The 24,881-nt window shown below is 72.7% G+C and carries 26 protein-coding genes; 13 read left to right on the forward strand and 13 right to left on the reverse strand.

Annotated features, from left to right (window positions below; translation table 11 throughout):
* Window positions 1–27 precede the first annotated feature (27 nt).
* On the forward strand, window positions 28–1,914 hold the full coding sequence (locus NE234_RS06870) for an acyl-CoA dehydrogenase family protein (RefSeq protein WP_252778003.1): 1,887 nt from the start codon (window positions 28–30) through the stop codon (window positions 1,912–1,914).
* 97 nt (window positions 1,915–2,011) lie between these two features.
* Here NE234_RS06870 and NE234_RS06875 read toward each other — a convergent pair whose 3' ends face one another.
* Complete coding sequence (locus tag NE234_RS06875; protein ID WP_252778004.1) at window positions 2,012–2,878, reverse strand: hypothetical protein; 867 nt, start codon at window positions 2,876–2,878, stop codon at window positions 2,012–2,014.
* A gap of 247 nt (window positions 2,879–3,125) precedes the next feature.
* Here NE234_RS06875 and NE234_RS06880 point away from each other — a divergent pair, with 247 nt between their 5' ends.
* Together NE234_RS06880 and NE234_RS06885 are read left to right on the forward strand one after the other, a co-directional pair.
* Window positions 3,126–3,671, forward strand: coding sequence for an RNA polymerase sigma factor (locus tag NE234_RS06880; protein ID WP_252778005.1), 546 nt, complete (start codon window positions 3,126–3,128; stop codon window positions 3,669–3,671).
* Complete coding sequence (locus NE234_RS06885) at window positions 3,664–4,761, forward strand: CU044_5270 family protein (RefSeq protein ID WP_252778006.1); 1,098 nt, start codon at window positions 3,664–3,666, stop codon at window positions 4,759–4,761. Before NE234_RS06880 ends, NE234_RS06885 begins: the two co-directional genes overlap by 8 nt.
* 69 nt (window positions 4,762–4,830) lie before the next feature.
* Here NE234_RS06885 and NE234_RS06890 read toward each other — a convergent pair whose 3' ends face one another.
* On the reverse strand, window positions 4,831–5,679 hold the full coding sequence (locus NE234_RS06890) for an alpha/beta fold hydrolase (RefSeq protein ID WP_252778007.1): 849 nt from the start codon (window positions 5,677–5,679) through the stop codon (window positions 4,831–4,833).
* Between the two features lie 49 nt (window positions 5,680–5,728).
* Here NE234_RS06890 and NE234_RS06895 point away from each other — a divergent pair, with 49 nt between their 5' ends.
* Entirely contained in the window at window positions 5,729–6,310 is a 582-nt protein-coding gene (locus tag NE234_RS06895) for a CGNR zinc finger domain-containing protein (protein WP_252778008.1), read from the forward strand.
* A 37-nt stretch (window positions 6,311–6,347) separates the two neighbouring features.
* Window positions 6,348–7,298, forward strand: a complete 951-nt coding sequence (locus NE234_RS06900; protein ID WP_252778009.1) for a DUF6891 domain-containing protein — start codon at window positions 6,348–6,350, stop codon at window positions 7,296–7,298.
* 127 nt (window positions 7,299–7,425) lie between these two features.
* Here NE234_RS06900 and NE234_RS06905 read toward each other — a convergent pair whose 3' ends face one another.
* Both NE234_RS06905 and NE234_RS06910 read right to left on the reverse strand, forming a co-directional pair.
* The gene (locus NE234_RS06905) at window positions 7,426–7,779 is read right to left on the reverse strand and encodes a MerR family transcriptional regulator (protein WP_252778010.1); all 354 of its coding nucleotides are present in this window, start codon (window positions 7,777–7,779) and stop codon (window positions 7,426–7,428) included.
* A 151-nt stretch (window positions 7,780–7,930) separates the two neighbouring features.
* Window positions 7,931–9,076 carry an acetyl-CoA C-acetyltransferase gene (locus NE234_RS06910; RefSeq protein ID WP_252778011.1) on the reverse strand — a complete coding sequence of 382 codons (1,146 nt, stop codon included), beginning with the start codon at window positions 9,074–9,076 and terminating at the stop codon, window positions 7,931–7,933.
* Window positions 9,077–9,344: 268 nt separating this feature from the next.
* Between NE234_RS06910 and soxR the strand changes: the two genes are divergently transcribed.
* Window positions 9,345–9,860, forward strand: a complete 516-nt coding sequence (gene soxR / locus NE234_RS06915; protein ID WP_252778012.1) for a redox-sensitive transcriptional activator SoxR — start codon at window positions 9,345–9,347, stop codon at window positions 9,858–9,860.
* On the opposite strand, the gene NE234_RS06920 is transcribed toward soxR, so the two are convergent.
* On the reverse strand, window positions 9,848–10,225 hold the full coding sequence (locus NE234_RS06920; protein ID WP_252778013.1) for an ArsR/SmtB family transcription factor: 378 nt from the start codon (window positions 10,223–10,225) through the stop codon (window positions 9,848–9,850). The genes soxR and NE234_RS06920 overlap by 13 nt on opposite strands.
* 61 nt (window positions 10,226–10,286) lie before the next feature.
* On the opposite strand from NE234_RS06920, the gene NE234_RS06925 reads away from it, so the two are divergent.
* Window positions 10,287–11,276 (forward strand): quinone oxidoreductase family protein, encoded by a 990-nt coding sequence (locus tag NE234_RS06925; protein WP_252778014.1) that lies wholly within the window; start codon window positions 10,287–10,289, stop codon window positions 11,274–11,276.
* Window positions 11,277–11,325: 49 nt separating this feature from the next.
* Here the strand turns inward: NE234_RS06925 and NE234_RS45820 are convergent, their stop codons facing one another.
* The gene (locus tag NE234_RS45820; protein WP_406566951.1) at window positions 11,326–11,775 is read right to left on the reverse strand and encodes an MmyB family transcriptional regulator; all 450 of its coding nucleotides are present in this window, start codon (window positions 11,773–11,775) and stop codon (window positions 11,326–11,328) included.
* Window positions 11,776–11,890: 115 nt separating this feature from the next.
* On the opposite strand from NE234_RS45820, the gene NE234_RS06940 reads away from it, so the two are divergent.
* Window positions 11,891–12,928 carry an FUSC family protein gene (locus tag NE234_RS06940; RefSeq protein ID WP_252778017.1) on the forward strand — a complete coding sequence of 346 codons (1,038 nt, stop codon included), beginning with the start codon at window positions 11,891–11,893 and terminating at the stop codon, window positions 12,926–12,928.
* 120 nt (window positions 12,929–13,048) lie between these two features.
* Here the strand turns inward: NE234_RS06940 and NE234_RS06945 are convergent, their stop codons facing one another.
* Window positions 13,049–13,627 carry a DUF4142 domain-containing protein gene (locus NE234_RS06945; protein WP_252778018.1) on the reverse strand — a complete coding sequence of 193 codons (579 nt, stop codon included), beginning with the start codon at window positions 13,625–13,627 and terminating at the stop codon, window positions 13,049–13,051.
* A 162-nt stretch (window positions 13,628–13,789) separates the two neighbouring features.
* Here NE234_RS06945 and NE234_RS06950 point away from each other — a divergent pair, with 162 nt between their 5' ends.
* Window positions 13,790–13,930 carry a hypothetical protein gene (locus NE234_RS06950; RefSeq protein ID WP_252778019.1) on the forward strand — a complete coding sequence of 47 codons (141 nt, stop codon included), beginning with the start codon at window positions 13,790–13,792 and terminating at the stop codon, window positions 13,928–13,930.
* 74 nt (window positions 13,931–14,004) lie between these two features.
* Window positions 14,005–14,604 carry a class I SAM-dependent methyltransferase gene (locus NE234_RS06955; protein ID WP_252778020.1) on the forward strand — a complete coding sequence of 200 codons (600 nt, stop codon included), beginning with the start codon at window positions 14,005–14,007 and terminating at the stop codon, window positions 14,602–14,604.
* Here NE234_RS06955 and NE234_RS06960 read toward each other — a convergent pair.
* Window positions 14,601–15,602: a zinc-binding alcohol dehydrogenase family protein gene (locus NE234_RS06960; RefSeq protein ID WP_252778021.1), complete on the reverse strand. Its 1,002-nt coding sequence runs from the start codon at window positions 15,600–15,602 to the stop codon at window positions 14,601–14,603. The genes NE234_RS06955 and NE234_RS06960 overlap by 4 nt on opposite strands.
* A gap of 90 nt (window positions 15,603–15,692) precedes the next feature.
* On the opposite strand from NE234_RS06960, the gene NE234_RS06965 reads away from it, so the two are divergent.
* Window positions 15,693–16,250, forward strand: coding sequence for an RNA polymerase sigma factor (locus NE234_RS06965; protein WP_252778022.1), 558 nt, complete (start codon window positions 15,693–15,695; stop codon window positions 16,248–16,250).
* A complete protein-coding gene (locus NE234_RS06970) occupies window positions 16,243–17,418 on the forward strand; it encodes a CU044_5270 family protein (RefSeq protein ID WP_252778023.1) in 1,176 nt (391 codons plus the stop codon). The genes NE234_RS06965 and NE234_RS06970 overlap by 8 nt, the downstream gene beginning before the upstream one ends.
* Window positions 17,419–17,477: 59 nt before the next feature.
* On the opposite strand, the gene NE234_RS06975 is transcribed toward NE234_RS06970, so the two are convergent.
* Together NE234_RS06975 and NE234_RS06980 are read right to left on the reverse strand one after the other, a co-directional pair.
* Window positions 17,478–19,715, reverse strand: coding sequence for a SpoIIE family protein phosphatase (locus tag NE234_RS06975; protein ID WP_252778024.1), 2,238 nt, complete (start codon window positions 19,713–19,715; stop codon window positions 17,478–17,480).
* A gap of 99 nt (window positions 19,716–19,814) precedes the next feature.
* Window positions 19,815–20,534, reverse strand: coding sequence for a metal-dependent transcriptional regulator (locus NE234_RS06980; RefSeq protein ID WP_256528331.1), 720 nt, complete (start codon window positions 20,532–20,534; stop codon window positions 19,815–19,817).
* Window positions 20,535–20,696: 162 nt separating this feature from the next.
* On the opposite strand from NE234_RS06980, the gene NE234_RS06985 reads away from it, so the two are divergent.
* The gene (locus NE234_RS06985; RefSeq protein ID WP_252778025.1) at window positions 20,697–21,344 is read left to right on the forward strand and encodes a UdgX family uracil-DNA binding protein; all 648 of its coding nucleotides are present in this window, start codon (window positions 20,697–20,699) and stop codon (window positions 21,342–21,344) included.
* Between the two features lie 34 nt (window positions 21,345–21,378).
* Here NE234_RS06985 and NE234_RS06990 read toward each other — a convergent pair whose 3' ends face one another.
* The 3 genes from NE234_RS06990 to pdxH all read right to left on the reverse strand — a co-directional run bounded on the left by NE234_RS06990 (window position 21,379) and on the right by pdxH (window position 24,740).
* The gene (locus NE234_RS06990) at window positions 21,379–22,650 is read right to left on the reverse strand and encodes an FG-GAP repeat domain-containing protein (protein ID WP_252778026.1); all 1,272 of its coding nucleotides are present in this window, start codon (window positions 22,648–22,650) and stop codon (window positions 21,379–21,381) included.
* Between the two features lie 111 nt (window positions 22,651–22,761).
* Window positions 22,762–24,087, reverse strand: coding sequence for an MFS transporter (locus NE234_RS06995; RefSeq protein ID WP_252778027.1), 1,326 nt, complete (start codon window positions 24,085–24,087; stop codon window positions 22,762–22,764).
* A complete protein-coding gene (pdxH, locus tag NE234_RS07000) occupies window positions 24,084–24,740 on the reverse strand; it encodes a pyridoxamine 5'-phosphate oxidase (RefSeq protein WP_252778028.1) in 657 nt (218 codons plus the stop codon). The genes NE234_RS06995 and pdxH overlap by 4 nt, the downstream gene beginning before the upstream one ends.
* Window positions 24,741–24,881 lie beyond the last annotated feature (141 nt).

A 24,881-nucleotide genomic window follows, 5' to 3' on the forward strand; every position in this document is an offset into this window, starting at 1 on the left:
GAGTAACTTCCTACGGAGGTGATCCTCATGGCGCACGTGGACGAACGGACCGCCCGCCGCGTCGCCGAAGAGGCCCGCGAGCAGACGTGGCGTCTGCCCAGCTTCGGCAAGCAGCTCTTCCTCGGCGACTTCCGGCTCGACCTCATCCACCCCCATCCACGGGCGGATGAGGAGGACCGCGGCAAGGGAGAGGAGTTCCTGGCGCGGCTACGGGAGTTCTGTGAGACGAAGGTGGACCCCCGGGCGATCGAGCGCGAGGCCCGCATCCCGGACGACGTGATCAAGGGACTGAAGGCCCTCGGCGCCTTCGGCATGAAGATCCCCGAGGAGTACGGCGGCCTCGGACTCAGCCAGGTCTACTACAACAAGGCGCTCATGCTCGCCGGCTCCACCCACTCCGCGCTCGGCGCGCTGCTGTCGGCCCACCAGTCCATCGGCGTGCCACAGCCGATCAAGCTGTTCGGCACCGACCGGCAGAAGCGGGAGTTCCTGCCCCGCTGCGTCAACGAGATCAGCGCGTTCCTGCTCACCGAGCCCGACGTGGGCTCCGACCCGGCCCGGCTGCGCACCACGGCCGTGCCGGACGGCGACGAGTACGTCATCGACGGCGTCAAGCTGTGGACCACCAACGGCGTCGTGGCCGACCTGCTCGTCGTCATGGCCCGCGTCCCGAAGTCGGAGGGTCACCGCGGCGGCATCACGGCGTTCGTCGTCGAGGCGCGGAGCGAGGGCGTCACCGTCGAGAACCGCAACGCGTTCATGGGCCTGCGCGGCATCGAGAACGGCGTGACCCGCTTCCACCAGGTCCGTGTGCCCGCCGCCAACCGCGTCGGCAAGGAGGGCCAGGGCCTGAAGATCGCGCTGACCACCCTGAACACCGGGCGCCTCTCCCTGCCCGCCATGTGCGCCGGGGCGGCCAAGTGGAGCACCATGATCGCCCGCGAGTGGTCGAGGGAACGCGTCCAGTGGGGCCGCCCCGTCGGTGAGCACGAGGCCGTCGCCGCCAAGATCTCCTTCATCGCCGCGACGGCGTACGCGCTGGAGGCGATGGTCGACCTGTCCAGCGCGCTCGCCGACGACGAGCGCAACGACATTCGCATCGAGGCCGCGCTGGCCAAGCTGTACGCCTCGGAGATGGCCTGCCGCGTGGCCGACGAGCTCGTGCAGATCCGCGGCGGGCGCGGATACGAGACCGCCGAGTCCCTCGCCGCGCGCGGCGAGCGCGGCGTCCCGGCCGAGCAGCTCCTGCGCGACCTGCGCATCAACCGCATCTTCGAGGGCTCCTCGGAGATCATGCGGCTCCTCATCGCCCGTGAGGCCGTGGACACGCACCTGTCGGTGGCGGGCGACATCATCGACCCGGACGCCGATCTGAAGGCCAAGGCCAAGGCCGTCGGCCGGGCGGGCGGCTTCTACTCGACCTGGTTCCCGACCCTCCTCGCCGGAGCGGGGCAGCGGCCGGGGTCGTACGCCGAGTTCGGCCCGCTGGCCCGGCACCTGCGCTACGCCGAGCGCGCCTCGCGCAAGCTCGCCCGCTCGGTGTTCTACGCCGCCGGACGCTGGCAGGGCGGCCTCGAACGCCGGCAGGGCTTCCTCGGCCGCATGGTCGACATCGGTGCCGAGCTGTTCGCGATCAGCGCCGTCTGCGTCCGCGCGAAGGCCGACGACCGGCCCGAGGCGTACGAGCTGGCTGAGGCGTTCTGCGCGCAGGCGCGGGTGCGGATCGGCGAGCTGTTCGACCGGCTCTGGCACAACACCGACGCCCTCGACGCCAAGCTGGCCCGCAAGGTCATGGACGGCCGCTACACCTGGATGGAGGAGGGCGTGCTCGACCCGTCCATCCCCGGCCCGTGGATCGCCGAGCCCGAACCCGGCCCCAGCCGGCGCAAGAACGTCCACCACACCGTCGCCTGACGAGGGAGGACGGCCGGCTGCCGCGTTCGATCACTCCTGGCGGCCGGCCGTCGCGAGGGCTCTCGCGGCCTGCCAGGTGAAGGGCGGCCGATCGAGCTCAGGGTTTGCGGGTGAAGGTGAGGTGATAGGTCTTGCCTGCTTTGTAGGTCTGAGGAGCGGTCGGTCCGGTTTGGCCGCCGCGGTAGAAGATGTACGGCTGCCACTGTCCCGCCGTCACGTACGCCGTAACGGTTCTCGGTGCTGCGAATGTCGCCCACGATTCCGAGCCCGCGCTGCAGGTCGCCCAGGGGATCATCATGAGCGTGGTCTGCCGCTCCTTCACGGTGCCTTTCCGTACCGCCACCGACAGCTTGGCGAAGGACGTGTGCGCCCAGGAGAACCCGGGGCGGGACGGGATGCCGTACGTCGGCTTCCCGACCGCCCAGTAGTACGGACCCGACTGTGTGGGCGACCATTCGGCGGTCGCGCTGAACCGGATCTTCCGGTTGGTGGTCGGGATGGCGTAGGTCTCGACTCCGTCGGCCCCGGCGACGCCACCGAGGTACTCCCCGGCGATGCAGATGTCCGCCTCGTACATCATGCGATAGGGGTGCGCGAGGTTCGTGCCGATGCTGATCCGCTTGCCTCGGCGGGCGTCGAACCGCAACGTCACACGGCCGCCCTTGATCGTGAACGTCCGGCTCCCGATCGTCTGGGGGGCTCCGGAATCCGTGCCGTGCGGAGCGATGGAGACGACGACGCCGTAGTGGCCGTCGGGCAGCGTCCGGGACTTCGTGGAGGAGAAGGAGTACTGCCGGTGGGTGCTGATGTCGGCGAGCCACACATGGGCGGATGTCGTGTGCCCCGAACGATCGAGCGCCGTGACGGTGAGTGAGCCGCCGGCCGCCTCGGCCGGCGCCACGAGGGTGGCGAGACAGAGCGATGTCAGCGAGGAGATGGCGGCTGCCCGGCGTGCGCGGCCCATGTGTCGACCTGCTTTCGTGATCTTGAACGCGCACGCAACCTATCAAGGCGGTCTCCAGTTCCGCCGACATTTGCAGTGAGTCCGCATTCGGCTCGGAAAGGCCCGCTGTTCCTACCGATTCCCGGCGCGAGGCACTCGGCGGCCGCCAAGGGGTCGATCATGCTGCGGGGAAAGGCGTCCGGGGCTTCGTCGGAGTACCGGTGACAGATCTCGCTCACCGGAAGGTGCCCACGATGGACGATCGCCCATGAAGGGCGCACGGGTCGCCGAGCCCGCCGTACGCTCCCCCGACGCGTTCGCGGCGCTCTACGACGAGCACTTCCCCGCGATCTACAACTACGTCGCGAGCCGGCTGGGCCGTGACGTGGCCGACGACGTCGCCGCCGACACGTTCGTCATCGCCCTGCGCAAGCACGGGGGCTATGACCCGGAGAGAGGCCCCGTACGGCCCTGGCTGTTCGGCATCGCGACGCGGCTCGTCGCCCAGCACCGGCGGCAGGAGACGCGACGGTACCGCGCCCTGGCCAGGGTCGGCCGGGAGGAGATCACCGACAGCCACGAGAACCGGGTGATCAACTGGGTGCGCGCCGAGGGCCTCCAGCCGCGCCTCGCCGCGGCGCTGGCCGCGCTGCCGCGCGGTCAGCGCGACGTGCTGCTGCTCAGCGCCGTCGCGGAGTTCTCCCACGAGGAGATCGCCCAGGCGCTCGGCATCTCGTACGGAACGGTCGGGTCCCGGCTGAGCCGGGCCCGCCAGAAGGTGCGCTCCGCACTCGGGGAGGACAACGATGGATGACGAGCGCATGATCCGCAGCCTCCTCCAGGAGGCTCCGCCCTCCGCCGAGGTCGTCGCCGAGGGGCGGCGCCGACTGTACGCCGCACCGCCGCGCCGGTCGCGATGGCGGGTGCCCGGACTGGGCGTCGCCGGGCTGGGGCTGGCGGCGGCGGCCACGGCCGCCGTGCTCGCCGTCACCACGAGCGGTTCGCCGCCCGCGCCCGTCCGGACGACGCCCGCACGGCCGATGAGCGCCCGGCAGGTGCTCCTCGCGGCCGCGGAGAAGGCGGCGAGCGAACCGGTCGGACGGTACTGGCACACTCACGTGATCAGCGGCCAGGCGTACCACGTCGCGAAGGGCGACTATGTGATCGACGGCGCCCGGCACGAGATCGACCAGTGGACCGCCCGCAGTGCCGAGGACGACGACGTCTTCCGCAGCCGGTTCGCCGGCGCGGTCCCCCAGACGGCGGCCGACCGGGCGGCCTGGCGGCGGGCGGGATCGCCGAAGGTGTGGCGGGTTCTCTCGAACGGCCAGTACATCCGGCAGACCGCCACCCCGGAGCCGTGGGATCTCGTCCGGATGACGCCCGCTGAGAAGAGGGGCTACGAGAAGCTGGTCGCCCGCGTACGGAAACAGTGCGCCGGCCACCCGCAGGGCTGCCCGCAGCAGGAGCTCACCCAGGCTCAGCGGGAGGCGCTCGCCGACGACCCGGCGGCGCTGCGGCAGCGCCTGCTCACCACCTCGGGCAAGGGCGGTCCGGGCAACGTCCTCACCCAGGCCGGTGACTTCCTCGCCCAGCCCGGCTCGCCGAAGCTCGACGCGGCCGTCTTCCGCGTCCTGGCGGACACGCCGGGCATCCGCAACGCCGGGTCCGTGACGGACGTGCGGGGACGCGCCGCGATCGCGCTCACCGCCCGCTCCTCGGACTCGACGGGCACGTTCGACACCCAGCTCCTGCTGCAGCCCGGCACGTACCGCGTGCTGGGCACCCAGACGGTGCTGGTGGCGGGTGGCCGGGGGCCCGAGACGACGGGGATGAGGCCGGGCACCGTCTACACGGAACAGCTCTTCCTCGAGATGGGCTGGACGGACTCCGCGCCCCGCTGAGGCGTCCGGGCGCCCCCGGTGGTCGCGCCGCCCGTTCCGGCGCCGCGACCAGCCGGGGGCTACGTCCGCTCAGGCGCCGTGGGCCGCCTTCAGGCGCGGCAGGAAGCCGCGGAGCTCGGCCAGGACGGCCTCGGGGCGCTCCTCGGCGAGGAAGTGGCCGCAGTCCTCGATCATCGTGCCGGTGACGTCCTCGGCGTAGTCGCGCCAGACCGCCACGGTGTCGATCGTCTGCAGGAAGCTGTGCTCGCCCCACAGCGCCAGCAGCGGCATCGGGATCCTCCGGCCCGCGTCGGCCTCGTCGTGCGCGGCGTCCTCGTCCGCGGCGCGGTAGTCGTCGAAGCCGGCCCGCAGCGCGCCCGGCCGGGAGAACGCCCGGACGTACTCCGCGATGTCCTCCTCGGGGAGCGGCACGTGCGCCCAGGCGTCGATGAGGTACCGGACGTACGCGCCGGGATTCGCTCCGGCGAGGAGTTCGGGCAGGTCGGGCTGGAGGTGGAACAGCCAGTGCCAGGTGCGGCGGGCCAGGCCGGCGTCCATCCGGCGCCACATCTCGCGCGTCGGGATGATGTCCATGAGGACGAGCCGCTCGATGTCGCCGGGGTGGTCGAGCGCCCAGCGGTGCGCCACTCGTGCGCCCCGGTCGTGGCCGATGACGGTCGCCGACTCGTGGCCGAGCACGCGGATCAACCGGTGCAGGTCCTCCGCGCGGGTGCGCTTGTCGTGGCCGTCCCTCGGCAGGTCGCTGCGGCCGTACCCGCGCAGGTCGGGGACCACCACCGTGTACGCCTCGGCGAGCGGCGCCACGAGGTGCCGCCAGCAGTGTCCCGTCTGCGGCCAGCCGTGCAGGAGGACCAGCAGGGGCCCGTCGCCCGCCTGCCGGTAGTGCATGCGGATGCCGTTGACCGTCGCGATCGCCATCTCTAACCTCCTTATACGGTTATAGTCAGTCTAACCCTATGATGGGGTTATGGCGGACTGGCTCTGGGACGGCGGCCGGGCGAGCGTCGACCTGGTCAACACGATCCGCGACCGCAAGCTGGGCGGCCGCGAGACCCTGCGCACGCCCGCCGACCTGGCGGCCTGGCTGCGGGAGGCGGGCCTGCCCGGCGCCCCGGACGACGCCGGCCTGCGGGCCGTACGGCGGCTGCGCGAGGCCATCGACCTCCTCGCGTTCCCGGGCGTGAGTGCGGCCGACCGCGGGGCGGTCACGGACGCCGGGGAGACGCTCCCCCGGACCACGCGGGAGGCGGCCGACGTCGTCAACGCGGCGATCGCGGCCGCGCCACCGGTCCCCACACTGGCCCTGGACGATGCCGGGCGTCCCGTCGCCGCGCCGCGCGAGGAGTCCACGGCCGCCGCCCTGGCCCGTCTCGCCGTCGACGCGGTCGGACTCCTGACCGGCGACGACCTGCTGCGCGTCTGCGCCGCTCCCGACTGCGGGGTCCGTTTCGTCGACCGTTCCCCCGCCCGCAACCGCCAGTGGTGCTCGATGCGGCGCTGCGGCAACCGGCACAAGGCCCGGCGGCACTACGACCGCACGCGCTCCTGAGGCGGGGATGTCCGCCCGGTCTGCGATGATCGCCGCTGTGATCGACACAGCGGACCGCAACGCCCTCCGGGAGCACATCCGTGAGGCGCTCGCCATCGGGGACCTCGACTTCGACGCCGTCATCGAGGACTGCGTCGAGCACCTCCACGGCGTGGCGGAGGCCGGTCCGGTGCGCGCGGCGGCCGCGGAGATCGCGGCGGAGGAGTTCGCGGCCTACCGCTCCGACCAGGAGTCCTGGCCGGACCTCCTCGACGCCGACCGGCTGATCCGGGCGTTCCGGGAGCTGGAGATGGCCGGGATCGTCGCACGGGAGGACTTCGCGTGCTGCCAGAGCTGCGGCACCGCCGAGATCGGCGCGGAGGCGCCGGAGGGCGCCGGGATGCGCGGGTACGTCTTCTGCCACCACCAGGACGTGCAGGCCGCCGTCGCCGGCCACGGGGTGTACCTGGCCTACGGCACGTTCGGCGGGGACGAGGCCGCGACCACTCGAATCGGTGAAGAGGTCGTCGCCGTGCTGCGCCGCCACGGCCTCGCTCCGGACTGGAACGGCGACCCCGGCCGGCGGATCGCGGTGCCCATGACGTGGCGGCGGCGGCGCTTCGGGCGGCTCGCCGCCTGGCCCGGCGGCCCCGAGCCGGAGGACGCCGGCCCGCTCACGGTGACCTATCGCGACTACGCCCGAGGGCGCGGTGAAGACGACGGGGTGCCGATGCCGCTCGCCGGGGCCCGCCAGGTCCTGCTCGGCCTGACACCGAGGAAGGGCGACTTCGCGACGTTCGAGGGCCGGTCCGGCGCCATCGTCCAGCTGATCTGGGAGGACGGGCCCCGGCTGTGGCTGGAGAGCCCCGACACCACCACGCAGAGCTCGCGCGGCCGCCACGTGACGCCGGCCGAGGCGGAGGAGGCGATCCGCGTCCTCGCCGACGAGGACCGCGCGGACCTCGCGTGGCTCGGTGACCTCGAGGTCCGGCCCTGGTCCGACGGCTGAGCGGTCGCAGGCGCGATCCGGCCGCGTCCGCGCAGGGGTGAGCCGTCCAGAGGCGCGACCCCGCCGCGTCCCGACGGCCGAGCCGTCGCAGGCGCGATCCGGCCGCGTCCACGCCGGGCCGAGCCGTTCAGATCGGGGGGATCCGCTCGCGGCGCATCCGCGGGATCATCGGGCGCTTCTCCAGGTGGAGGACACGGTCCCAGGCGGCGTCGAGCTGGGCCTCCAGCTCCCGTACGCGCTTCTCCAGGCTCATGATGTGGCGGATGCCGGCCAGCGTGACACCCTCGTCGGCCAGTTCGATGACCCGGCGGATCCGGCCGACCTCGTACGCCGAGTAGCGCCGGTGACCGCCCGGCGTGCGCCGGGGGCGGACCACGCCGTACCGATCGAGGCGGTGCAGGAAGCGCCGGCGCGTCTCCAGCATCGCGGCGACCTGGCCGACGGAGTACAGCGGCCGGTGTTCTTCTTCAGTGAGGACCATGACGCGTGCCATCGTGGGGCACGGCACGCCGATCGGATGACCCGTACACGCCCAGGTTGTGCGCTTCTTTACGCATCGAGTGCGGAGCGCGTCTCTTCAGGCGTGACGGGGCGGGGCGCGCCGGCGCCCCGCCCCGTCCGGTGGTCCTCGGTCAGAGCCGCTCGATGATGGTGGCGTTGGCCTGGCCGCCGCCCTCGCACATCGTCTGCAGACCGTAGCGGCCGCCCGTGCGCTCCAGCTCGTGCAGGAGCTTGGTCATCAGAATGCTGCCCGTGGCGCCCAGCGGGTGGCCGAGCGCGATGGCGCCGCCGTTCGGGTTGGTCTTCTCCAGCGAGGCGCCCGTCTCGCGCGCCCACGCCAGCGGAACCGGCGCGAACGCCTCGTTGACCTCGAACACGTCGATGTCGTCGATCGACAGCCCGCCCCGCCCCAGGGCCTTCTCGGTGGCGGGGATCGGCCCGGTCAGCATGTACACCGGGTCGGAGCCCTCGACGACGAGCGTGTGGATGCGGGCGCGCGGCGTCAGGCCGTGTTCGCGGACGGCCTCCTCCGATGCGATCAGCAGCGCGCCGGCGCCGACCGAGATCTGGGAGGCGACCGCGGCGGTGAGCTCCCAGCCCTCGCGCAGCGGCTGCAGGCCCGCCATCTTCTCCAGCGACGTGTCCGCGCGGGCGCCCTCGTCCTTGGTCACGCCCGCGATGGGCGCGGTCTCCCGGTCGAAGTACCCGTTCTCGATGGCGTTGACGGCGCGCCGGTGGCTCTCCAGCGCGAACGCCTCCAGGTCGCCCCGCTTGAAACCCCACTTCTCGCACATCAGCTGCGCGCCGCGGAACTGGGAGATCTCCTGGTCGCCGTACCGCGCGGACCAGCCCTCGCCGTACGGGAAGGGCATGCCCTTCTCCAGCGCCATGACCACGCTGGAGCCCATGGGGACCATGCCCATGTTCTCGACGCCGGAGGCCACGACGAGGTCCTGGGTGCCGGACAGGACGGCCTGGGCGGCGAAGTGGATCGCCTGCTGCGACGACCCGCACTGCCGGTCGATGGTGACGCCGGGGACCCGCTCGGGCAGGCCCGCGGACAGCCAGGCGGTACGGGCGATGTCGAGCGACTGCGGACCGACCTGCATGACGCAGCCCATGATCACATCGTCGACCGCCTCCGGGTCGACGCCCGTGCGCTCGACGAGCTCCTTGAGAACGTGCGCGCCCAGGTCGGCCGGGTGCACGGCCGCGAGGGCGCCCTTCTTGGTGCCGACGGGGGTACGGACCGCTCCGACGATGTACGCCTCGGCCACGACGCCTCCAAGTATCTTCCCGGGTTCCGTCCCAACAAGAACCGAATGCTATTCGGTCAGTACCAGGTTACCTCGCTCCGCTCCCCCGTCCATATGACCGTGCCCACTCTCGGCATGAGCCTGCCGCCGAAATGGTGGGCGCGGACGAATCCCGCCGATTCCCGCCGAGACCATTCGTCGTCCCGGGCACCAGGATCCTCGGCGCTCCGCGCCGTCCGGCCGGAGCGGTCTGGATCTGAAGCATCGTTGAGGTTTTAGAGTGGCACGCATGGAACAGCCTCGATGGGACGCCTGCGAACTCACCGTGGGCCAGGTCGCGACGCGGAGCGGGGTCGCGGTCTCCGCGCTGCGCTTCTACGAGGCCAAGGGCCTGATTCGCAGTCGCCGCACCGCGGGCAACCAGCGCCGCTACACGCGCGACGTGCTGCGGCGCGTGGCGTTCATCCGGGTCTCCCAGCGCGTCGGCATCCCGCTGAACCAGATCCGCGACGCCCTGTCGCGACTCCCGGACGAGCGGACGCCGACCCGGAAGGACTGGGCCGCGCTCTCCGCCTCCTGGCGGAGTGAGCTCGACGCCCGCATCGAGCAGTTGCAGCGGCTGCGCGACGACCTGACCGACTGCGTCGGCTGCGGCTGCCTGTCGCTGAGCCGGTGCCGCCTGTCGAACCCGTACGACCGGTTGGGCGAGCAGGGCCCCGGCCCCCGGCGGCTGCTCAACGAGACGGCGGCGCAGGCGGCGTCCGTCGCCGAGCCGGACGCCTGCGACGGGGATCACTGCGGCTGAGGCACCGGCGCTTCGAGCTGCCGCTCGTACGCGGTGACGAGGGCGCCGAGCACGCCGGGAAACCGGGCGTCGAGGTCGTCGAGGCGCAGGGTGGTCCAGCGCCGGTTGCCGTCCTCGCGCTGACGGATCACGCCGGCCTCGCGGAGCACGCGGAAGTGATGGGTGAGCGTCGACGGCGCGACGTCCACGGGGAACGTCCCGCAGGCCCGCTCGGGAGCGGCGCGCAGCGTCCGGACGATCGTCATGCGTGTGGGATCCGACAGGGCGTGCAGGACGTCCAGCAGGTCGATCTCGGCGATGTCGGGGTGGGTGAGCGCGCGACGCTGCGATCGGGGCATGGCGGCGACCTCTCTTTCGACAATCATCGTACAACCGTGATACGACGTTCGTCGTACGACGAACGTCGAAAGTCGAAGAGGAGACGTCATGCGTGCTCTGGTGATGACCGCGCCGTCGGAGGGACCGGACCGTACCGAGGTCCGGGAGGTCGAGGCGCCGCGTCCCGGCCCCGGCGAGGTGACGATCGACGTGACCGACGCCGGGATCAACTTCCTCGACGTGATGGCCCGGCGCGGCGACGCCGGCTACGTCTCCGCGTGGCCGCACACGCCGGGCAAGGAGGTCGCCGGGGCGGTGCGCGAGGTGGGCGAGGGCGTGTCGGGCCTGGTCGTTGGGCAACGGGTCGCGGCGTTCACGCCCGGGGCCGGCGGCCTGGCCGAGGTCGCCCTCGCGCCGGCGGCGCTCACCGTCCCGATCCCGGACGCAGTGCCGTCGGCCACTGCGGCGGCGACTCCGCTGATGCTCACGACCGCCCTGCTCCTGCTCACCGACGCCGCCCGGTTCAGCCCCGGCGAGACCGTGCTGGTGCACTCCGCGAGCGGCGGTGTGGGCGGGGCGGTGGCCCGGCTGGTGCCCGCGCTGGGCGGCGGGCGCCTGATCGGCACCGTCGGCCGCGCCGACAAGGTCGCCGCGGCGAAGGAGAGCGGCTACGACGTCGTGGTCTCCCGGGACGGCGACGTGGCGGAGGCGATCCGCGCGTCCGGCGGCTCGGTGGACGTCGTCCTGGACCCCCAGGGCACCGCGCTGCTGGAGACCGACCTGGCCGTCACCGCGCCCGGCGGGCGCATCGTGCTGTTCGGCAACGCGGGCGGCGGGCAGGCGGCCGCGCTGCCCGACCTGCAGCGGCTGCGCGCCGGCAACATCGCCGTCGCCGGGTTCAGCATCAGCTCCCTGGCGGTCACCGCGCCGGGGCGCGTGGCGAGCGCCCTGCGCCGTCTCCTCGACCTGGTCGCGGACGGCCGGCTGACGGTCCCCGTCACCGAGGTCGGCTCGCTCGCCGAGGTCCCCGGCATCCACCAGCGGCTGGCCGAGGGCCGCGGCGCCGGCAAGTACGTCGTACGGGTGGCCGGATCCTGAGCGGACCCGCCGCGAAGGCGCCGAGCGGCCGCCATCGCGCCGTACGCGGTCAGGAGCCCTGGACGAGGCTCCTCAGTTTGGCGGCGGAGGCGGCGTCGGCGGGGAGGTGGGCGGTGAGGAGCTGGCCGGGGCGGCCGACGCATTCGAGCTTGACGTAGTCCAGCTCGATCAGGCCGGCGGTCGGATGGGCGATGCGCTTGCGGGCCGGGGCGTGGCCGCGGACGTCGTGGCCGCCCCACAACTCGCGGAACTCCGGGCTGTCCTCGGGAGTGCTGTCCACCGCCCAGCAGGTCGGCGGGTCGGTGGGCGTCGCCCTGACCGGCGTCGTGGTCTTCCGGGCGGTGCCCCGGGGGTGGGACCACGCGTTCGCGACCGGATGCGTGTTCGGGCTGGTTCTGATCCTCGTCGGCCTGTTCCTGCTCCTCGCCCTGCCCCGGACCCGGCGATGACCGCCGCCGCCCCGCAGGTCACACGTTAAACACCCGCCTGTTCCGGGCACGAGGCGGAAGATGCGTCGAACTCCCCCGCCCCCATGGCCGCGTCCACAGCCTCGAAGACTGCTGCGTTCCGCCGAGAGCGCCGCGCGTCACCCCGGGCGGGAGCGGGACGTCGTCGTGCAGTCCCTCAAGGCGGCCGGGGCCGCGCTGCTCGCCTGGGTGATCGCCGCCCTGTGGCTCGACGCGCCGCTGGCCTACCTCGCCCCGTGGGTCGCGCTCGTGATGGTGAACGCGACCGTCTACCGCTCGATCGTCAAGGGCGTGCAGCAGCTCGTCGCCGTCGTCGTCGGCCTGCTGGCCGCCACGGGCGCCTACCTGCTGGTCGGCGACCGGACCCTTACGCTGGCGATCGTGCTCGTGGTGATCATGCCACTGGCGTACTGGCGCGGGTTCGGCGACCAGGGCATCTACGCGGCCACGACCGCGATCCTGGTGCTCACCTCGGGCGCTCCGTCCGCGCATCAGCTCGTCTCCCGGCTGCTGGAGACCGGGCTGGGCACGCTCGTCGGCGTAGGCGTGAACGCCCTCATCGTGCCGCCGGTCCACCTGCGGGGCGCCCGCCGGACCATCGAGGCCTTCGCCGACGAGCTCGCCGAGCTGCTGAACGGCGCGGCCGCCGCGCTCCGGGAGACCTGGCAGGCGGACACGGCCGGCGAGTGGGTCCGCAAGGCCGATCGGACCGTCGCGCACGCCGAGGACGCCTGGGCGGCGATCGAGCGGGGCCGGGAGAGTCTGTGGCTCAATCCCCGCCGGCGGCGGGCGGAGGACCCGGACCCGACGCCCGCCCTCCCGCCGCTGGAGGTCGTCGCCAAGCGGACGGCGAGCCTGCAGCGCACGCTCGTGGACGCCTTCGAGGCCGGGATGCCCGAACCCGACCGGGAGCTCGTCGCGCTGTACTGCGACGTGCTCGACCACTGCGCCGACAGCGTACGGGCGTTCCGGTGCCGTCACTTCGAGACGCCGTGGCCGCCGCCGGCCGGGGACGACGCGCTGCGGGAGACGGACGAACGGCTGCGGGAACGGCTGCGCGCCCGCCGGTCCGGCGCGGACGGCGGGTCGGCCGACGAGGCCCTGTGCATCCCGATCGACCGGCTCCTCACCGCGCTCGACGACCTGCTCGCCTCCGAGTCCACCCCCGCCGAGGCGAACCGGTGACCGCGTAGCCGGACGACCACGCGCAGGTCGGCCGTACGATCGCGCCCGGGTCGGCCGTACGATCGCGACCGGGTCGGTTGGACGACCGCGACCGGTGTCAGCCCGGCGGTCGCGACCGGGTCAGCCGGACGGCTGGGCCTTCCGCAGCATGGCGAGGTGGTCCTGCAGATGGGGAAGCGTCTGCTTGGCGAGGGCGACCACCTCGGGCGAGGACCCCTGGGAGATCTGCTTCTTGGTCTTGGCGATCGCCCCCTCGTGCCCGCTGATCATCGTGCTGAGGAAGTCCTGGTCGAAGGTCTTGCCCGATTCGTTGCGCATCCGGTCCGCCGCGTTCGTGTCGGCGGGCGCCGGCGTCGACGGCAGGGAGACGCCGAGCCGCCGCGCGGTGGCGACGACCTTCCGATCGAGGTGGGTGTGGTCCGTCGCCAGCTTCCGGCCCGCGTCGCGCACCGCCTTCGTGGCGCCCTTCTTCTGCGCCAGTCCGCCGGCCTCGACCTCCGCGAGGTTCGCCTGGTGGATGTCGGCCAGCCAGGTGCGGTCCTGCTCGGAGAGTCTTCCCGGGGCCGGCGAGGCCGTCGGAGAGATCGTCGGCGAGGCCGTCACCCCCGACGGCTGCGCGCCCCCGGCGCCGCATGCCGCGCCCGCCGCGGCGAGGACGGCCGCCGCCGATAGCGCGAGCAGGTACGGATGACGCTGCATTGAGTGCCCCCTGTCGGTAGTCACCGTGTCACCCTCGGTAGTTGTCCTCGCACCCTACCCCCTGATGACCGGCCTCATGCAGCGGAGGCTTCCGCCGGGTTACGCTGGGCGCGGGTCGGACCGGAGGAGAAAAGCGTGAGTGGGGTCGTAACGCTCGTACTGTTGGCGATCCTGCTGGCGTTCATCGTCAGCCGCGTCGCGAAGCGGGTCGGGCTCGGCATGTCCCGTGACCGCCTGATCGGGCTCATGGTCATTTTCGTGATCGTGGTACTCATGGTGTGGGGGCAGCGCGCCGGTAAATAGCGTCCGCACTGAACCGACGGTGCCGCTGAGGCGTCATATCGCGTACGAAGCACTCTTCTGCCGGGAGACGATCGATGCCGCAAGTCAGCGCGCACGCCAGCGAGACCGCCTGTCATCTGCGCAGACTCGTGGACTTCGCCGAGCCCCGCCCGGACGACACCTGTCTCGACGTCGGCTGCGACACCTCCGGCCTCCTCGGCCCGTGGGTGCGCGAGATGACCAGCGCGGACGCCGCGTCCGTGCCCGAGGGGCCGTTCACGCTCATCACCGCCCGCCTGACCCCGACACCGGACGCCGACCCCGTCGCCCTGATCCGGCGGCTCCTCGGCGTCTGCGCTGGACGGCTCGTCGTCGCCGACGTCGTACGGACCCGGGCCGGCGACAGCGGCCGCGTCGAACGCGTCCGCGATCCCGACCGTACGACGACGCGCACGTTCGACGAGCTGGTGGAGCTGGTCCGCGAGGCCGGCGGGCAGACGCGCCGCCTCGACGTCTTCACGATCGAACGGCCGGTCGAGCCGTGGCTCGCCGCGTCCGACGGCGGTGACGACCTCCGCGCGGAGCTGACCGCCGAGCTCGACGGCGGGCCGAAGACCGGCGCCCGTCCCCGCCTGATCGGCCGGGAGCTGTGGTTCACCCAGTCGTGGGCGTACGTCGCGGCCGAGCCCGCTTAACGGGGATCGGGCGGGAGCAGCACCGCCGCGCCGTTGACCCGGTCGCCGGCCAGGTCCGCCAGGGCGCGGTCCGCCTCGGCCAAGGGGTAGGGCGTCACCATGACCTCCAGTCCGAGCCGGTCGGCGAGCCCGAGGAACTCCTCGCCGTCCGCGCGGGTGTTCGCGGTGACGCTGCGGAGCCGGCGTTCCTGGAACAGGTGGGCCTGGTAGTTGAGCGCCGGGACGTCGGTGAGGTGGATGCCGGCGATCGCGAGGGTGCCGCCACGGTCGAGGCGTTCGAGGGCGGCCGGGACGAGCTCCCCGGCGGGCGCGAAGATGATCGCCGAGTCGAGGGGCTCCGGAGTCGGGTCGAACGAGTCCTGCGCCGACGCCGCGCCGAGTTCCAGGGCGAGCGTCCGGGCCGCCGCCGCCCGCGTGAACACGTGGACCACGGCGCCCTGGGCGATGGCGACCTGCGCCGCCAGGTGCGCCGACCCGCCGAACCCCCAGATGCCGAGCCGGCCGGCCGGCGGGAGCGCGGCGCTGCGCAGCGCGCGGTACCCGATGATCCCCGCGCACAGCAGCGGCGCGAGCTCCGCGTCGGGCCGGTCGCCGGGCAGCGGATAGAGGTACGCCTCGGGGGCGACCGCGAACTCGGCGTATCCGCCGTGCGCGTCCCAGCCCGTGTAGGTCGAGTGGGGGCAGAGGTTCTCGTCGCCGCGCCGGCAGTAGGCGCACATGCCGCACGTACCGCGCAGCCACGCGACGCCGACCCGGTCCCCCGCGGCGAACCGGGCCCCCGGCGTGACGACCTCACCGACGATCTCGTGCCCGGGGGTCACCCCGGGCAGGTGCGGCGGCAGGTCGCCCTCGGCGACGTGCAGGTCGGTCCGGCACACGCCGCAGGCGCGTACGCGCAGCAGCACCTCTCCGGGCCCCGGCTCGGGCACCGGCCGGTCGACCGCCCGCAGCGGCCCGGTCTCGATCGGCCCGGGCTCGCGGACCTCCCACGCCAGCACTCCTCCACCCTAGATCTCGTCCGGGGGAAAGCGGGGGCCGGTCGCGGGTGATACCCAGTGACCGCCATCCGCGCCATGGAAAGGCACCCGATGACAGGGGACCCCCCGCCCGACCCGGCCGAGCGTTTCGACGAGGTCTTCGACGCCCACTTCGCCGAGATCCACCGGTACGCGGCGAAGCGGCTCGGCCCGGACGCCGCCGCCGACGTCGCGGCGCAGACGTTCCTGGAGGCGTTCCGGCATCGCCGACGCTACGACCCGGCTCGGGGGAGCATGCGCACCTGGCTGTTCGGCATCGCGACCAAGGTGGTCGGCAGGCACCAGCGGACCGAGACCCGCGCATTGCGGGCGCTCGCCCGCCTCGGCCCCGGCCGCGACGCCGAGGAGCACACCGACCGGACCGACGCGCGGGTCAGCGCCGAGGGCCTGCGCGGCGAGCTCGCCGAGGCGATCGCGGCGCTGCCGCGCGGGCAGCGCGACGTGCTGCTGCTCGTCGCCCTGGCCGATCTCAGCCACGACGAGGTCGCGGCGGCCCTGGGGATCCCCTATGGCACGGTCGGCTCCCGGCTGAACCGTGCCCGAACCAAACTGCGCAAGGCGCTGGGCGGGACCGATCCGATGCTCACTCTGGAGGAACAACATGGATGAGGTGCGGATGGTCCGGGACGCCTACCCCGAGCCCGCTCCGCCCACCGCCCGGGAGATCGCCCGGGCGAAGGCACTCCTGGCCAGGCCGCCGCGCCGTACGCCGCCCCGGCTGTGGTGGGGACTGGGCGGCGTCGTCGCGGCGGGCACGGCCGCCACCGTGTCGATCGCGCTCACCGGGGGCGCCACGCCCGGCGGAGGGAGCACGCCCGCGCCGGTCCGCACGGTGCGCCTGGACTACAGGGGCGCGTTCCTCGCGGCCGCGGACAACGCCGAACGCCAGCCGACCGGCAAGTACTGGTACATCGACACGTTCGACGGTCAGTCCTACATCATCCGCTCCAAGACGGGGACCTACGCGATCACCGGCGCGACCTCGGAGACGTTCAGCTGGCACGGTGTCAAGCGCGGTCTGGGTGAGGCGTACTACCGGCGCGACCTCCCGGCTCACCCGGTGGGCCGGCGCGACGAGAGTCTGTGGCGCAAGGCCGGGTCGCCGACGACCTTCCGGGTGTGGTCCGGTGATCACTACGACTCCTTCACCGCCAAGGGGACGAAGTGGAGCGTGGACGGCCCGAGCGGGATCGACCCGCACGGCGGCGGGGACTTCCTGGGCGCATCGGCCGAAGACCTGCAGAATCTGCCGACCGACTCCGCCGAACTCGCCAAGAAGTTCCTGAATTCTTCGCAGATGAGGAAGGCGACGGGTTTCCGGAACGGGAAGTCGCTACCGGCACCGGTCGCGGTGGCCAGCCTCAAGATACACAGAGTGGCGGCCCTGGTGGGGCTGTCGCCGACACCGCCGAAGGTCCGGGCGGGCCTGATGCGAGCGCTGGCCGCCCAGCCGGGGGTCCACGCGATCGGGCACGACACCGACCCGCTGGGCCGCCGGGGCGTCGCGCTGGCCTCCGACGACCGCCCCACGACGGTGACCGGCGAGTACGGCGGGCCGAAGGCCGAGCGGGGGACCTACCGCTGGCGCACGGTGGTCATCTTCGACGAGAGCACCGGCGCACTGCTGTCCGTGCAGAGCGAACTGACCAAGCCGGGCGGCCCGTACTCGGAGATGAAGCCCGGGTTCATCATCGACTACCAGGCCGACCGCACGTCGAACTGGACGGACACCAAGCCGAAGCCTCCGGCCGCGCTGCCGTCCTTCGACCGGCCTTAGGGTCGGATCCCGCCGGTGCTCGGAGGCCGTCCTGGACGGCCTTCCGGGCCCGACACGGGTCAGGACTTCAGGGGGATCTCGAACCAGACGGCCTTGCCGTCGTTGGTGGGCCGGGAGCCCCAGCGGGCGGCGAGCTGGTCGACGAGGTAGAGGCCGCGGCCGCCCTCGTCGGTCTCCCCCGCGCTCCTGATGCGGGGCAGCCGCATGTCCTTGTCCAGCACCTCGACCCAGACGGCCTTCTGCCCGCGCCGCAGCCGGAGCGTGAAGTCCTTCGTCGCGGGCTCGCGGCGGGTCAGGTCGGGCAGGTCCCAGGCGTCGTCGAACCCGCCGGGGCCGTCGAGGCCCAGCGCGCCCTCCAGCACGAACTCGCGCCGCGGGGCGGGGGTGTTGGCGGCGTGCAGCACGACGTTCGTGACGACCTCGGAGACCAGCAGGCAGGCGAGCTCGGACTGCTCGTCCAGCATCCCCCAGTCGGCGAACGTCTCGGCGGCCAGCCGGCGTGCCTCGGAGACCATGATCGGCTCGGCGGGGAACGTGCGCTCCTCGAAGCTCAGCCGGGTCGGCGCGGTGCGGACCACCACGATGGCCACGTCGTCGTCGATGTCGCCGGGCACCGCCTCGTACGCCGCGTTGGCGACCGCCTCGACGCCGCCGCGCGCGGCCTTGCGGACGGCCTCGTACAGCAGCTCGCGCGCCTCCTCGCGGCTGTGGTAGTCGCCGTCCTCCTTCGGCCGGCGCTCGATCAGGCCGTCGGTGTAGAGGACGAGGGTGCTGCCGGGCGGCAGCTCACGGGTCTCCTCCTCGTACCGGATCTCGCCGCCCACGCCCGGCTGGCGGACGCCGAGCATGGCGCCCCGGCCGGTGGCCTCCAACTCCCCCACCTCGCCGTCGAGGACGAGCAGCGGCGGCTGGTGGCCGGCGTTCGCGAAGGACAGGGTGCGGGACCAGGCGTCGTACACGAAGTAGGTGACGGAGACCAGCGGGATCTCCGATCCCTCGGCCTCCGCCCCGGTCGTGCCGGAGCGGACCGGGGTGCTCATGGTGCGCACCCATTCGTCCAGCTTGGCGAGGATGTCGGCCGGCGGCTTGTCGTCCTGCGCGAACGCGCGCAGCGCCGCCCGCAGCTGCCCCATGACGGCGGCGGCGCGGGCGCCACGGCCCTCGACGTCGCCGATGACCAGGCCGACCCGGCCCGCCGACAGCGGGATCACGTCGTACCAGTCGCCGCCGACCTGCGTCTGGATGCCCTGCCCGTGCGACTCCAGGGGGCGGGCCGGCTCATAGCGCCACGCGATCTCCAGCCCGTCGGGGCACGGCGGCCGGTCGCCCGGCAGGAGGTGCTTCTGGAACGCCAGGGCGGTCTCCCGCTCCTCCTCGAACAGCATCGCGTTGTCGATCGCGAGCGCGACCCGGCTCGCGATGGCGCCGATGAGGTCGCGGTCGAACCCGTCGTAGTGCGGATCGGGCCGTACGGTGATGCCGGACAGCGCCAGGCTCATCACGCCCAGCAGCTCGCCGCGTGCGAGCAGCGGAGCGGAGATGACCGACGTCACGCCGACCTCCTCGGCGAGCCGCTTGCTCGCCGGGTTCGGCGCCTTCATGTAGTCGGCGACGACGTCCTCGATCAGCACCGCGTCACGCCGGGTCATGGCCTTGGCGTTGAAGTGACCGGGCGGGTACTCCACCGTCTCGCCGACGTCCGCCCAGGTGCCCGCCGGCGGGATCCAGCCGGCGGCGTGCCGGGACACCCGGCGTACGAGCGTGTCCCCGCTGAACAGGTCGATGAAGCAGTGGTCCGCGAACTGCGGGACGAGCGTGTCGGCGACGCGCCGCAGCGTCTGCGGCAGCTCCAGCGAGGCGGCCAGGCGCTCGCCGACCCGCTCCAGCAGGCCGTAGCGCTCCTGGTCGCGCTGGTTGCTGCGCAGCGCCTCCCGGCCGAAGATGACGAGGCCCTCGATGCCGCCCGAGGGATGGCGCAGGGGCACGGCGTACGCGCGGGTGTAGATGGTGCTGCCGTCGGCCCGGACGTTGCAGAAGGTCCCCTCCCACACCGCGCCGCGCAGCACCCGCCGCGCCAGGTCCTTGGCCTGCTCGTGGTCCTCCTCGGCGACGCCGAGCGACAGCCACGACCGGCCGATGTACTCCGGGCCGCCGAATCCGAGCAGCGTCTCGGTGAAGGCGTTGGTGTACAGGACGTTGCCGAAACGGTCACAGACGATGACCGCCATCTCGACGGCGTCCAGGACGGTCTTCGGCGGCAGGAAAGCGTCGATGGGCGGATCACCCCTGCGCTTCATGGGCCTGTCACCTTGCGATCGATCACTCGGCCCCCCGGATGTGGTCCCCCCGGACTATTGAACGACGAATGCCGCGCCGGGATACGTCGAACCCGCAACTCAGCGCTTCGAGACGAAGACGTGAGAGGCGACACGGCGCGGAATCTCGGTGGAGCGGCTGTCGGCGGTGTCGTCACATGTCACTCGAATACCCTCATCGGCGGCCGCAAGCGTCACCTCTCGTCCCGGTTGGATCCCGATCTCCTTGAGCCTGACCATCAGCGCGCGATCGCCCTGCACCTGCTCGCTGATCCGCTGGACGACCACGGGCACCCCCGTCGCGGTGGCGACCTCGGTCATCAGCGCCAGCGGCTCCGCGGTCCGCGGGTCCGCCCACGCCTCGATGTCGATGTCGGCGCCGAGCTCGGCCAGGCCGGGGATCGGGTTGCCGTGCGGGCACGTCGACGGGCCGTCGAGCAGGGCGACCAGGCGCCGCTCGACCTCCTCCGACATCACGTGCTCCCAGCGGCAGGCCTCGACGTGGACGTCCTCCCAGGGCAGGCCGATGACGTTCACCAGCAGGCATTCGGCGAGGCGGTGCTTGCGCATGACCCGGACGGCCAGCGAACGGCCGGTGTCGGTGAGCTCCAGATGGCGGTCGCCCTCGACCTTGAGCAGGCCGTCGCGCTCCATCCGCGCGACCGTCTGGCTGACCGTCGGACCGCTCTGCGACAACCGCTCGGCGATACGCGCGCGAAGAGGGACGATGCCCTCCTCTTCGAGCTCGAAGATCGTCCGGAGGTACATCTCCGTGGTGTCGATCAAGCCGTGTGCGGTCAAGGCTTCCTCCAGTCTCGCCCCATGCTACGGCGGATCAGCGACGGTTGGGGAACCGAGGACGGCGGGGGGCGATCCTCCTACTCTTTTGTTATGAACGTTCCGCGCGGACCTGCTCTTCCCCGACGGATTCGGGCCGCGCGCCATGGGTAGATTGAGCGCGCCATGACACGTTTCGAGGGAGCCGAGCAGTACGTCCCGGCAGGGGCGGACCTCGACGGCCTGCGACGCGCCGTCCAGGACTGCCGGGGCTGTGACCTGTACGAGAACGCCACCCAGGCGGTGCTCGGATCGGGCACCGCGGCCGCGCGGGTCGTGCTGGTCGGCGAGCAGCCCGGCGACCAGGAGGACCGGCAGGGCGCGCCGTTCGTGGGCCCGGCCGGCCGGCTACTGGACAAGGCGCTCGCTGAGGCGGGCATCGAGCGGGGCGACGCATATGTCACCAACTCGGTGAAACATTTCAGATACAGCCAGTCCGGGCCCGGGAAGCGCCGCATCCACCAGACGCCCGACGCCGCCCACATCACGGCGTGCAAGCCGTGGCTGACCTCCGAGTTGCGGATCATCGACCCGGAGGTGATCGTCGTTCTCGGCGCGACGGCCGGCAAGGCGCTGCTGGGCCCCTCGTTCCGGGTGACGAAGCAGCGCGGGCAGCTGATCCCGCGCCCGCCGCTGGACGACGAGTCGGCCACGCAGAACGGCTTCTACGTCGCAACCGTCCACCCGTCGGCCGTCCTGCGCGCCGACGACCGCGACGCGGCGTTCGCCGGCCTGGTCTCGGATCTGAAGGTCGCCGCGCAGGTCCTGCACTGATCCTTTCGGGTCGGATCAGCCCGACAGGGTGGGATCAGCCCGACAGGGAGGCGCCGAAGGCCGCCTTGGCGGCGGACAGTCCGGCGGATCTCCCCCCGAACACGGTCATGCCCGCGATCCCCTGCCCGGGGTAGATCGAGACACCGCCGTCGCCGTCGTTCTCGCCGGGCGTGCCGACGGCGAGATCGAGCCTCGTGTCGCCGTCGAGGTCGGCCAGGGACAGCGCGGCGCCGTACCGGTCGCCGGCCTCCGCGACGCCCGGCACGCCCTCGGTGTCCTGGCTGAACGACGAGGAGCCCGCGCCGAGGTTCCAGTGGGTGTCGCCGCGCAGGACGGTCACGGCCCCGGCGTTCCGGCGCTTCCCGATCGCCTCGCCGGGGGCGCCGACGACCACCTCGGCGCGCCCGTCGCCGTCCCGGTCGCGCGCGACGACCGCCGCGCCGAACTCGTCGCCCTTCTCCCCCTTGCCGGGCACGCCCTTGGAGTCCTGCCCGTACGCCCGCGAATGCCGCAGGTCACCGCCCGGGTAGATCTTCACGAGCCCGCCGTGGGCGCCGCCGGGGTCGCCCGCGACGACGTCGCCGCGGCGGTCCCCGTTCACGTCGGCGATGGCCAGGCCGCCGGTGGACCCGACGCTCGCCGTTCCGGACACCGCGCGCAGGCCGGTCCTCGATCCGTGGAGGATGCGGAGGACGCCGTCGGCGTTCCAGGCCGCGTCGGCGTACCCGTCGCCGTTCACGTCCCCGGCCGCGATCGCGACCCGGCGGGCGGTCCGGCCCTTCACGGTGGCGACGACCGTCGGAACACCGGTGGCGAAGCCGATGACCAGGAGCGCGGAGTCGCCCGCCACCAGGAGGTCGGGACGCCCGTCGTGGTCGACGTCGCCGACCGCCAGGGCCCGGCCCGCCCCGCCTCCCGGCGTCAGGACGGCCCGGCGGCTCAGACCCGACCTGCTCCCGGCGAAGATCTCGATCGTGCCGCGGCCCGGCGCGCCCACGGCCAGGTCCGTACGGCCGTCGCCGTCGAAGTCCGCGGTCGCGACGGCCGTCCCGAACGCCCCTCCGGACCGGAGCGGCGCGAGGACCCGGTGACGTCCGAGGTCGACGCCGTTCCGTGAGCCGTACACGACCGTCACCCGGCCGCCGCCGCTCGCGGCCGGCGCCCCGATCACCAGGTCGCCGTACCCGTCGCCGTCGAGGTCGGCGACTCCGGGGGTACGGGCGGCGGCACGGGCGGGAGCCGCGCCGAGCGCCGCGGGCAGACCGATCAGGGCGAGCGTCAACGCCGCTCGCATGCGTCGCTGCATGAAGGGACCTCGGTTCCGGGCGGGTCGGAAGATCACTTAGGCGGTGCGAACGGTAGTGGGCCGATCGCTCCCGGGCAACGCCCCGCCGCGGCGAGTCCTCTCCGTCCCCGGCTATCCGTCGGTGGTGTAGCGGAGGAAGGACGGGACGGCCAGCCCGACCAGGACGACGAGGACCGCGCAGGCGATGCCGCCGCCGACCCAGGACGCGGTCGCGCCGACCGCGGCGCCGACGGCCCCGGCACGCAGGTCGCCCAGCCGGGGACCGCCCGCGACCACGACCGTGAACACCCCCTGCAGGCGGCCGCGCATCTCGTCCGGGGCGTACGTCTGCAGGATCGTCTGCCGGAACACCGACGACACGAGGTCGGCCGCGCCGCCGAGGGCGAGGAACAGCAGGGCGAGCCACAGCGAGTGCGCGAGCCCGGCCGCCGCCACGGCGAGTCCCCAGGCCGCGATGACGGCGATCAGGGCGACGCCCTGGCGTCGGATGCGGCCGATCCAGCCGGACAGCAGGCCGCCGACGACGGCGCCGACGGCGATGGCCGCGACCAGCCAGCCGACGGCCTGCTCACCGCCGAAGCGGGTGTCGGCGACCTCCGGGAACAGCGCCCTCGGCATGGCCACGCCCATCGCGATGATGTCGACGACGAACGACATCATCAGCACCGGCCGGGTGCCGAGGAACCGCAGGCCCTCGAAGACCGAGCGCAGTCCCGGACGGTCGGACCTGTCGCCGAGGGGCGGCATCGCCGGCAGGCGGATCGCGGCGTACAGCCCGACCGTGAAGAGCACGGCGTCGATGCCGTACGCCAGCGCGTACCGGTTGTTCCCGATCACGACACCGGCCAGCACGGGGCCGATGAAGGTCGCGGTCTGGGACGCGGTGAAGTTGAGGGTGTTGGCCGCCGGGACGAGCGTGACCGGCAGCAGGCGCGGGATCACGGCGCCGCGGGTCGGCGAGGTGATCGCGAATCCGACCGACTGGACGACGACCAGTCCGATGATCAGTGGAACGTTCCCGAGGTGGAGCATCGCCTGGATCAGCAGGCCCAGCGTGGCCGCCCACGTGACGAGCGACGCCAGGACGAGCAGCCGCCGGCGGTCCATGGCGTCGGCGACCGCCCCGCCCCAGAGCCCGAAGACGATCAGCGGTATGAGGTTGGCCGGACCGAGGAGTCCCACCCACAGCGAGGACTTCGTCAGGGCGTACACCTGGACGGAGATCGCCACCGAGGTGAGCTGGAAGCCGGTGAACGAGACGGCCTGCCCGAGCCACAGCCGCCGGAACGACGGGTCGCTCAGGGGACGCGTGTCGATCGCCGCTCGCCGCGCCAGCCCGCGAAGGCCCGAGGTGGGGGCGGGCTGCGGCGCCGGTGAAGGGGCGTCCTCGGTCGCGGAGTCGAGCTCGGAAGAGGGGGGATCGGGGTTCGGACTCACGGCCTAAGTCTCTCGATGACCCATTCGCCCTCTTCGTTCGGGTGGGCGCGGCGGTAGCGGAGCCGGTCGTGTAGGCGGTTCGTCCGCCCCTGCCAGAACTCCACGGTCGCCGGGACGACGCGGTAGCCGCCCCAGAAGTCCGGCATGGGCACCTCGTCCGGCCAGCGCGCGGCCAGTTCGGCGTACCGGCTCTCGATCGAGCTTCGGTTCGAGACGACCGCGGACTGGTACTCGCTCGCCCAGGCCCCGAGCTGCGAGCCGTGCGGGCGGGTCTGGAAGTACTCCTCCGACTCCTCCCGCGACAGGCGCTCCGCGACGCCCTCGACGATCACCTGGCGGCGCAGCGGGTGCCACGGGAACAGCAGGGCGACACGGGGATCGGCGGCGATCGCCTGCGCCTTGCGGGACCGGTGGTTCGTGAAGAAACGGAACCCTTCCGGGCCGTACCCCTTCAGCAGGACCGTCCGCGTGCTCGGCTTCCCGTCGGCGTCGACGGTGGACAGGATCATCGCGTTGGGCTCGGGCAGACCCGCCCCGACGGCGTCGGTGAACCAGGTTCCGAACTGGGTCAGCGGGTCGGCCGCGAGGTCGCGGGCATGTAGGCCCACACCGGAGTACGACTCTCGGAGGGCGGCGACATCAAGGTGCTCCACGACAGGACATCCTCTCGCGAGAGACCATGGACGACGAGACAAGGTTCCCGCGAGAGTTGCTCAAACGGAAAGAATTGCGCATCTCACACCCCCCCGGGTACGGCTCACGGAGGATGAAGCGGTTCAATTACCAGTTGGCGT

It is taken from the genome of Actinoallomurus rhizosphaericola, from assembly GCF_024055675.1.
Taxonomy (GTDB): Bacteria; Actinomycetota; Actinomycetes; order Streptosporangiales; family Streptosporangiaceae; genus Actinoallomurus; species Actinoallomurus soli.

What these genes read in the sequence shown, in the direction of transcription:
- NE234_RS06870 (WP_252778003.1), top strand. Translation starts at nt 28, where the DNA reads ATGGCGCACGTGGACGAACGGACCGCCCGCCGCGTCGCCGAAGAGGCC.
- NE234_RS06875 (WP_252778004.1), bottom strand. Translation starts at nt 2,878, where the DNA reads ATGGGCCGCGCACGCCGGGCAGCCGCCATCTCCTCGCTGACATCGCTC.
- NE234_RS06880 (WP_252778005.1), top strand. Translation starts at nt 3,126, where the DNA reads ATGAAGGGCGCACGGGTCGCCGAGCCCGCCGTACGCTCCCCCGACGCG.
- NE234_RS06885 (WP_252778006.1), top strand. Translation starts at nt 3,664, where the DNA reads ATGGATGACGAGCGCATGATCCGCAGCCTCCTCCAGGAGGCTCCGCCC.
- NE234_RS06890 (WP_252778007.1), bottom strand. Translation starts at nt 5,679, where the DNA reads ATGGCGATCGCGACGGTCAACGGCATCCGCATGCACTACCGGCAGGCG.
- NE234_RS06895 (WP_252778008.1), top strand. Translation starts at nt 5,729, where the DNA reads ATGGCGGACTGGCTCTGGGACGGCGGCCGGGCGAGCGTCGACCTGGTC.
- NE234_RS06905 (WP_252778010.1), bottom strand. Translation starts at nt 7,779, where the DNA reads ATGGTCCTCACTGAAGAAGAACACCGGCCGCTGTACTCCGTCGGCCAG.
- soxR (WP_252778012.1), top strand. Translation starts at nt 9,345, where the DNA reads ATGGAACAGCCTCGATGGGACGCCTGCGAACTCACCGTGGGCCAGGTC.
- NE234_RS06920 (WP_252778013.1), bottom strand. Translation starts at nt 10,225, where the DNA reads ATGATTGTCGAAAGAGAGGTCGCCGCCATGCCCCGATCGCAGCGTCGC.
- NE234_RS06925 (WP_252778014.1), top strand. Translation starts at nt 10,287, where the DNA reads ATGCGTGCTCTGGTGATGACCGCGCCGTCGGAGGGACCGGACCGTACC.
- NE234_RS06945 (WP_252778018.1), bottom strand. Translation starts at nt 13,627, where the DNA reads ATGCAGCGTCATCCGTACCTGCTCGCGCTATCGGCGGCGGCCGTCCTC.
- NE234_RS06955 (WP_252778020.1), top strand. Translation starts at nt 14,005, where the DNA reads ATGCCGCAAGTCAGCGCGCACGCCAGCGAGACCGCCTGTCATCTGCGC.
- NE234_RS06965 (WP_252778022.1), top strand. Translation starts at nt 15,693, where the DNA reads ATGACAGGGGACCCCCCGCCCGACCCGGCCGAGCGTTTCGACGAGGTC.
- NE234_RS06970 (WP_252778023.1), top strand. Translation starts at nt 16,243, where the DNA reads ATGGATGAGGTGCGGATGGTCCGGGACGCCTACCCCGAGCCCGCTCCG.
- NE234_RS06975 (WP_252778024.1), bottom strand. Translation starts at nt 19,715, where the DNA reads ATGAAGCGCAGGGGTGATCCGCCCATCGACGCTTTCCTGCCGCCGAAG.
- NE234_RS06985 (WP_252778025.1), top strand. Translation starts at nt 20,697, where the DNA reads ATGACACGTTTCGAGGGAGCCGAGCAGTACGTCCCGGCAGGGGCGGAC.
- NE234_RS06990 (WP_252778026.1), bottom strand. Translation starts at nt 22,650, where the DNA reads ATGCAGCGACGCATGCGAGCGGCGTTGACGCTCGCCCTGATCGGTCTG.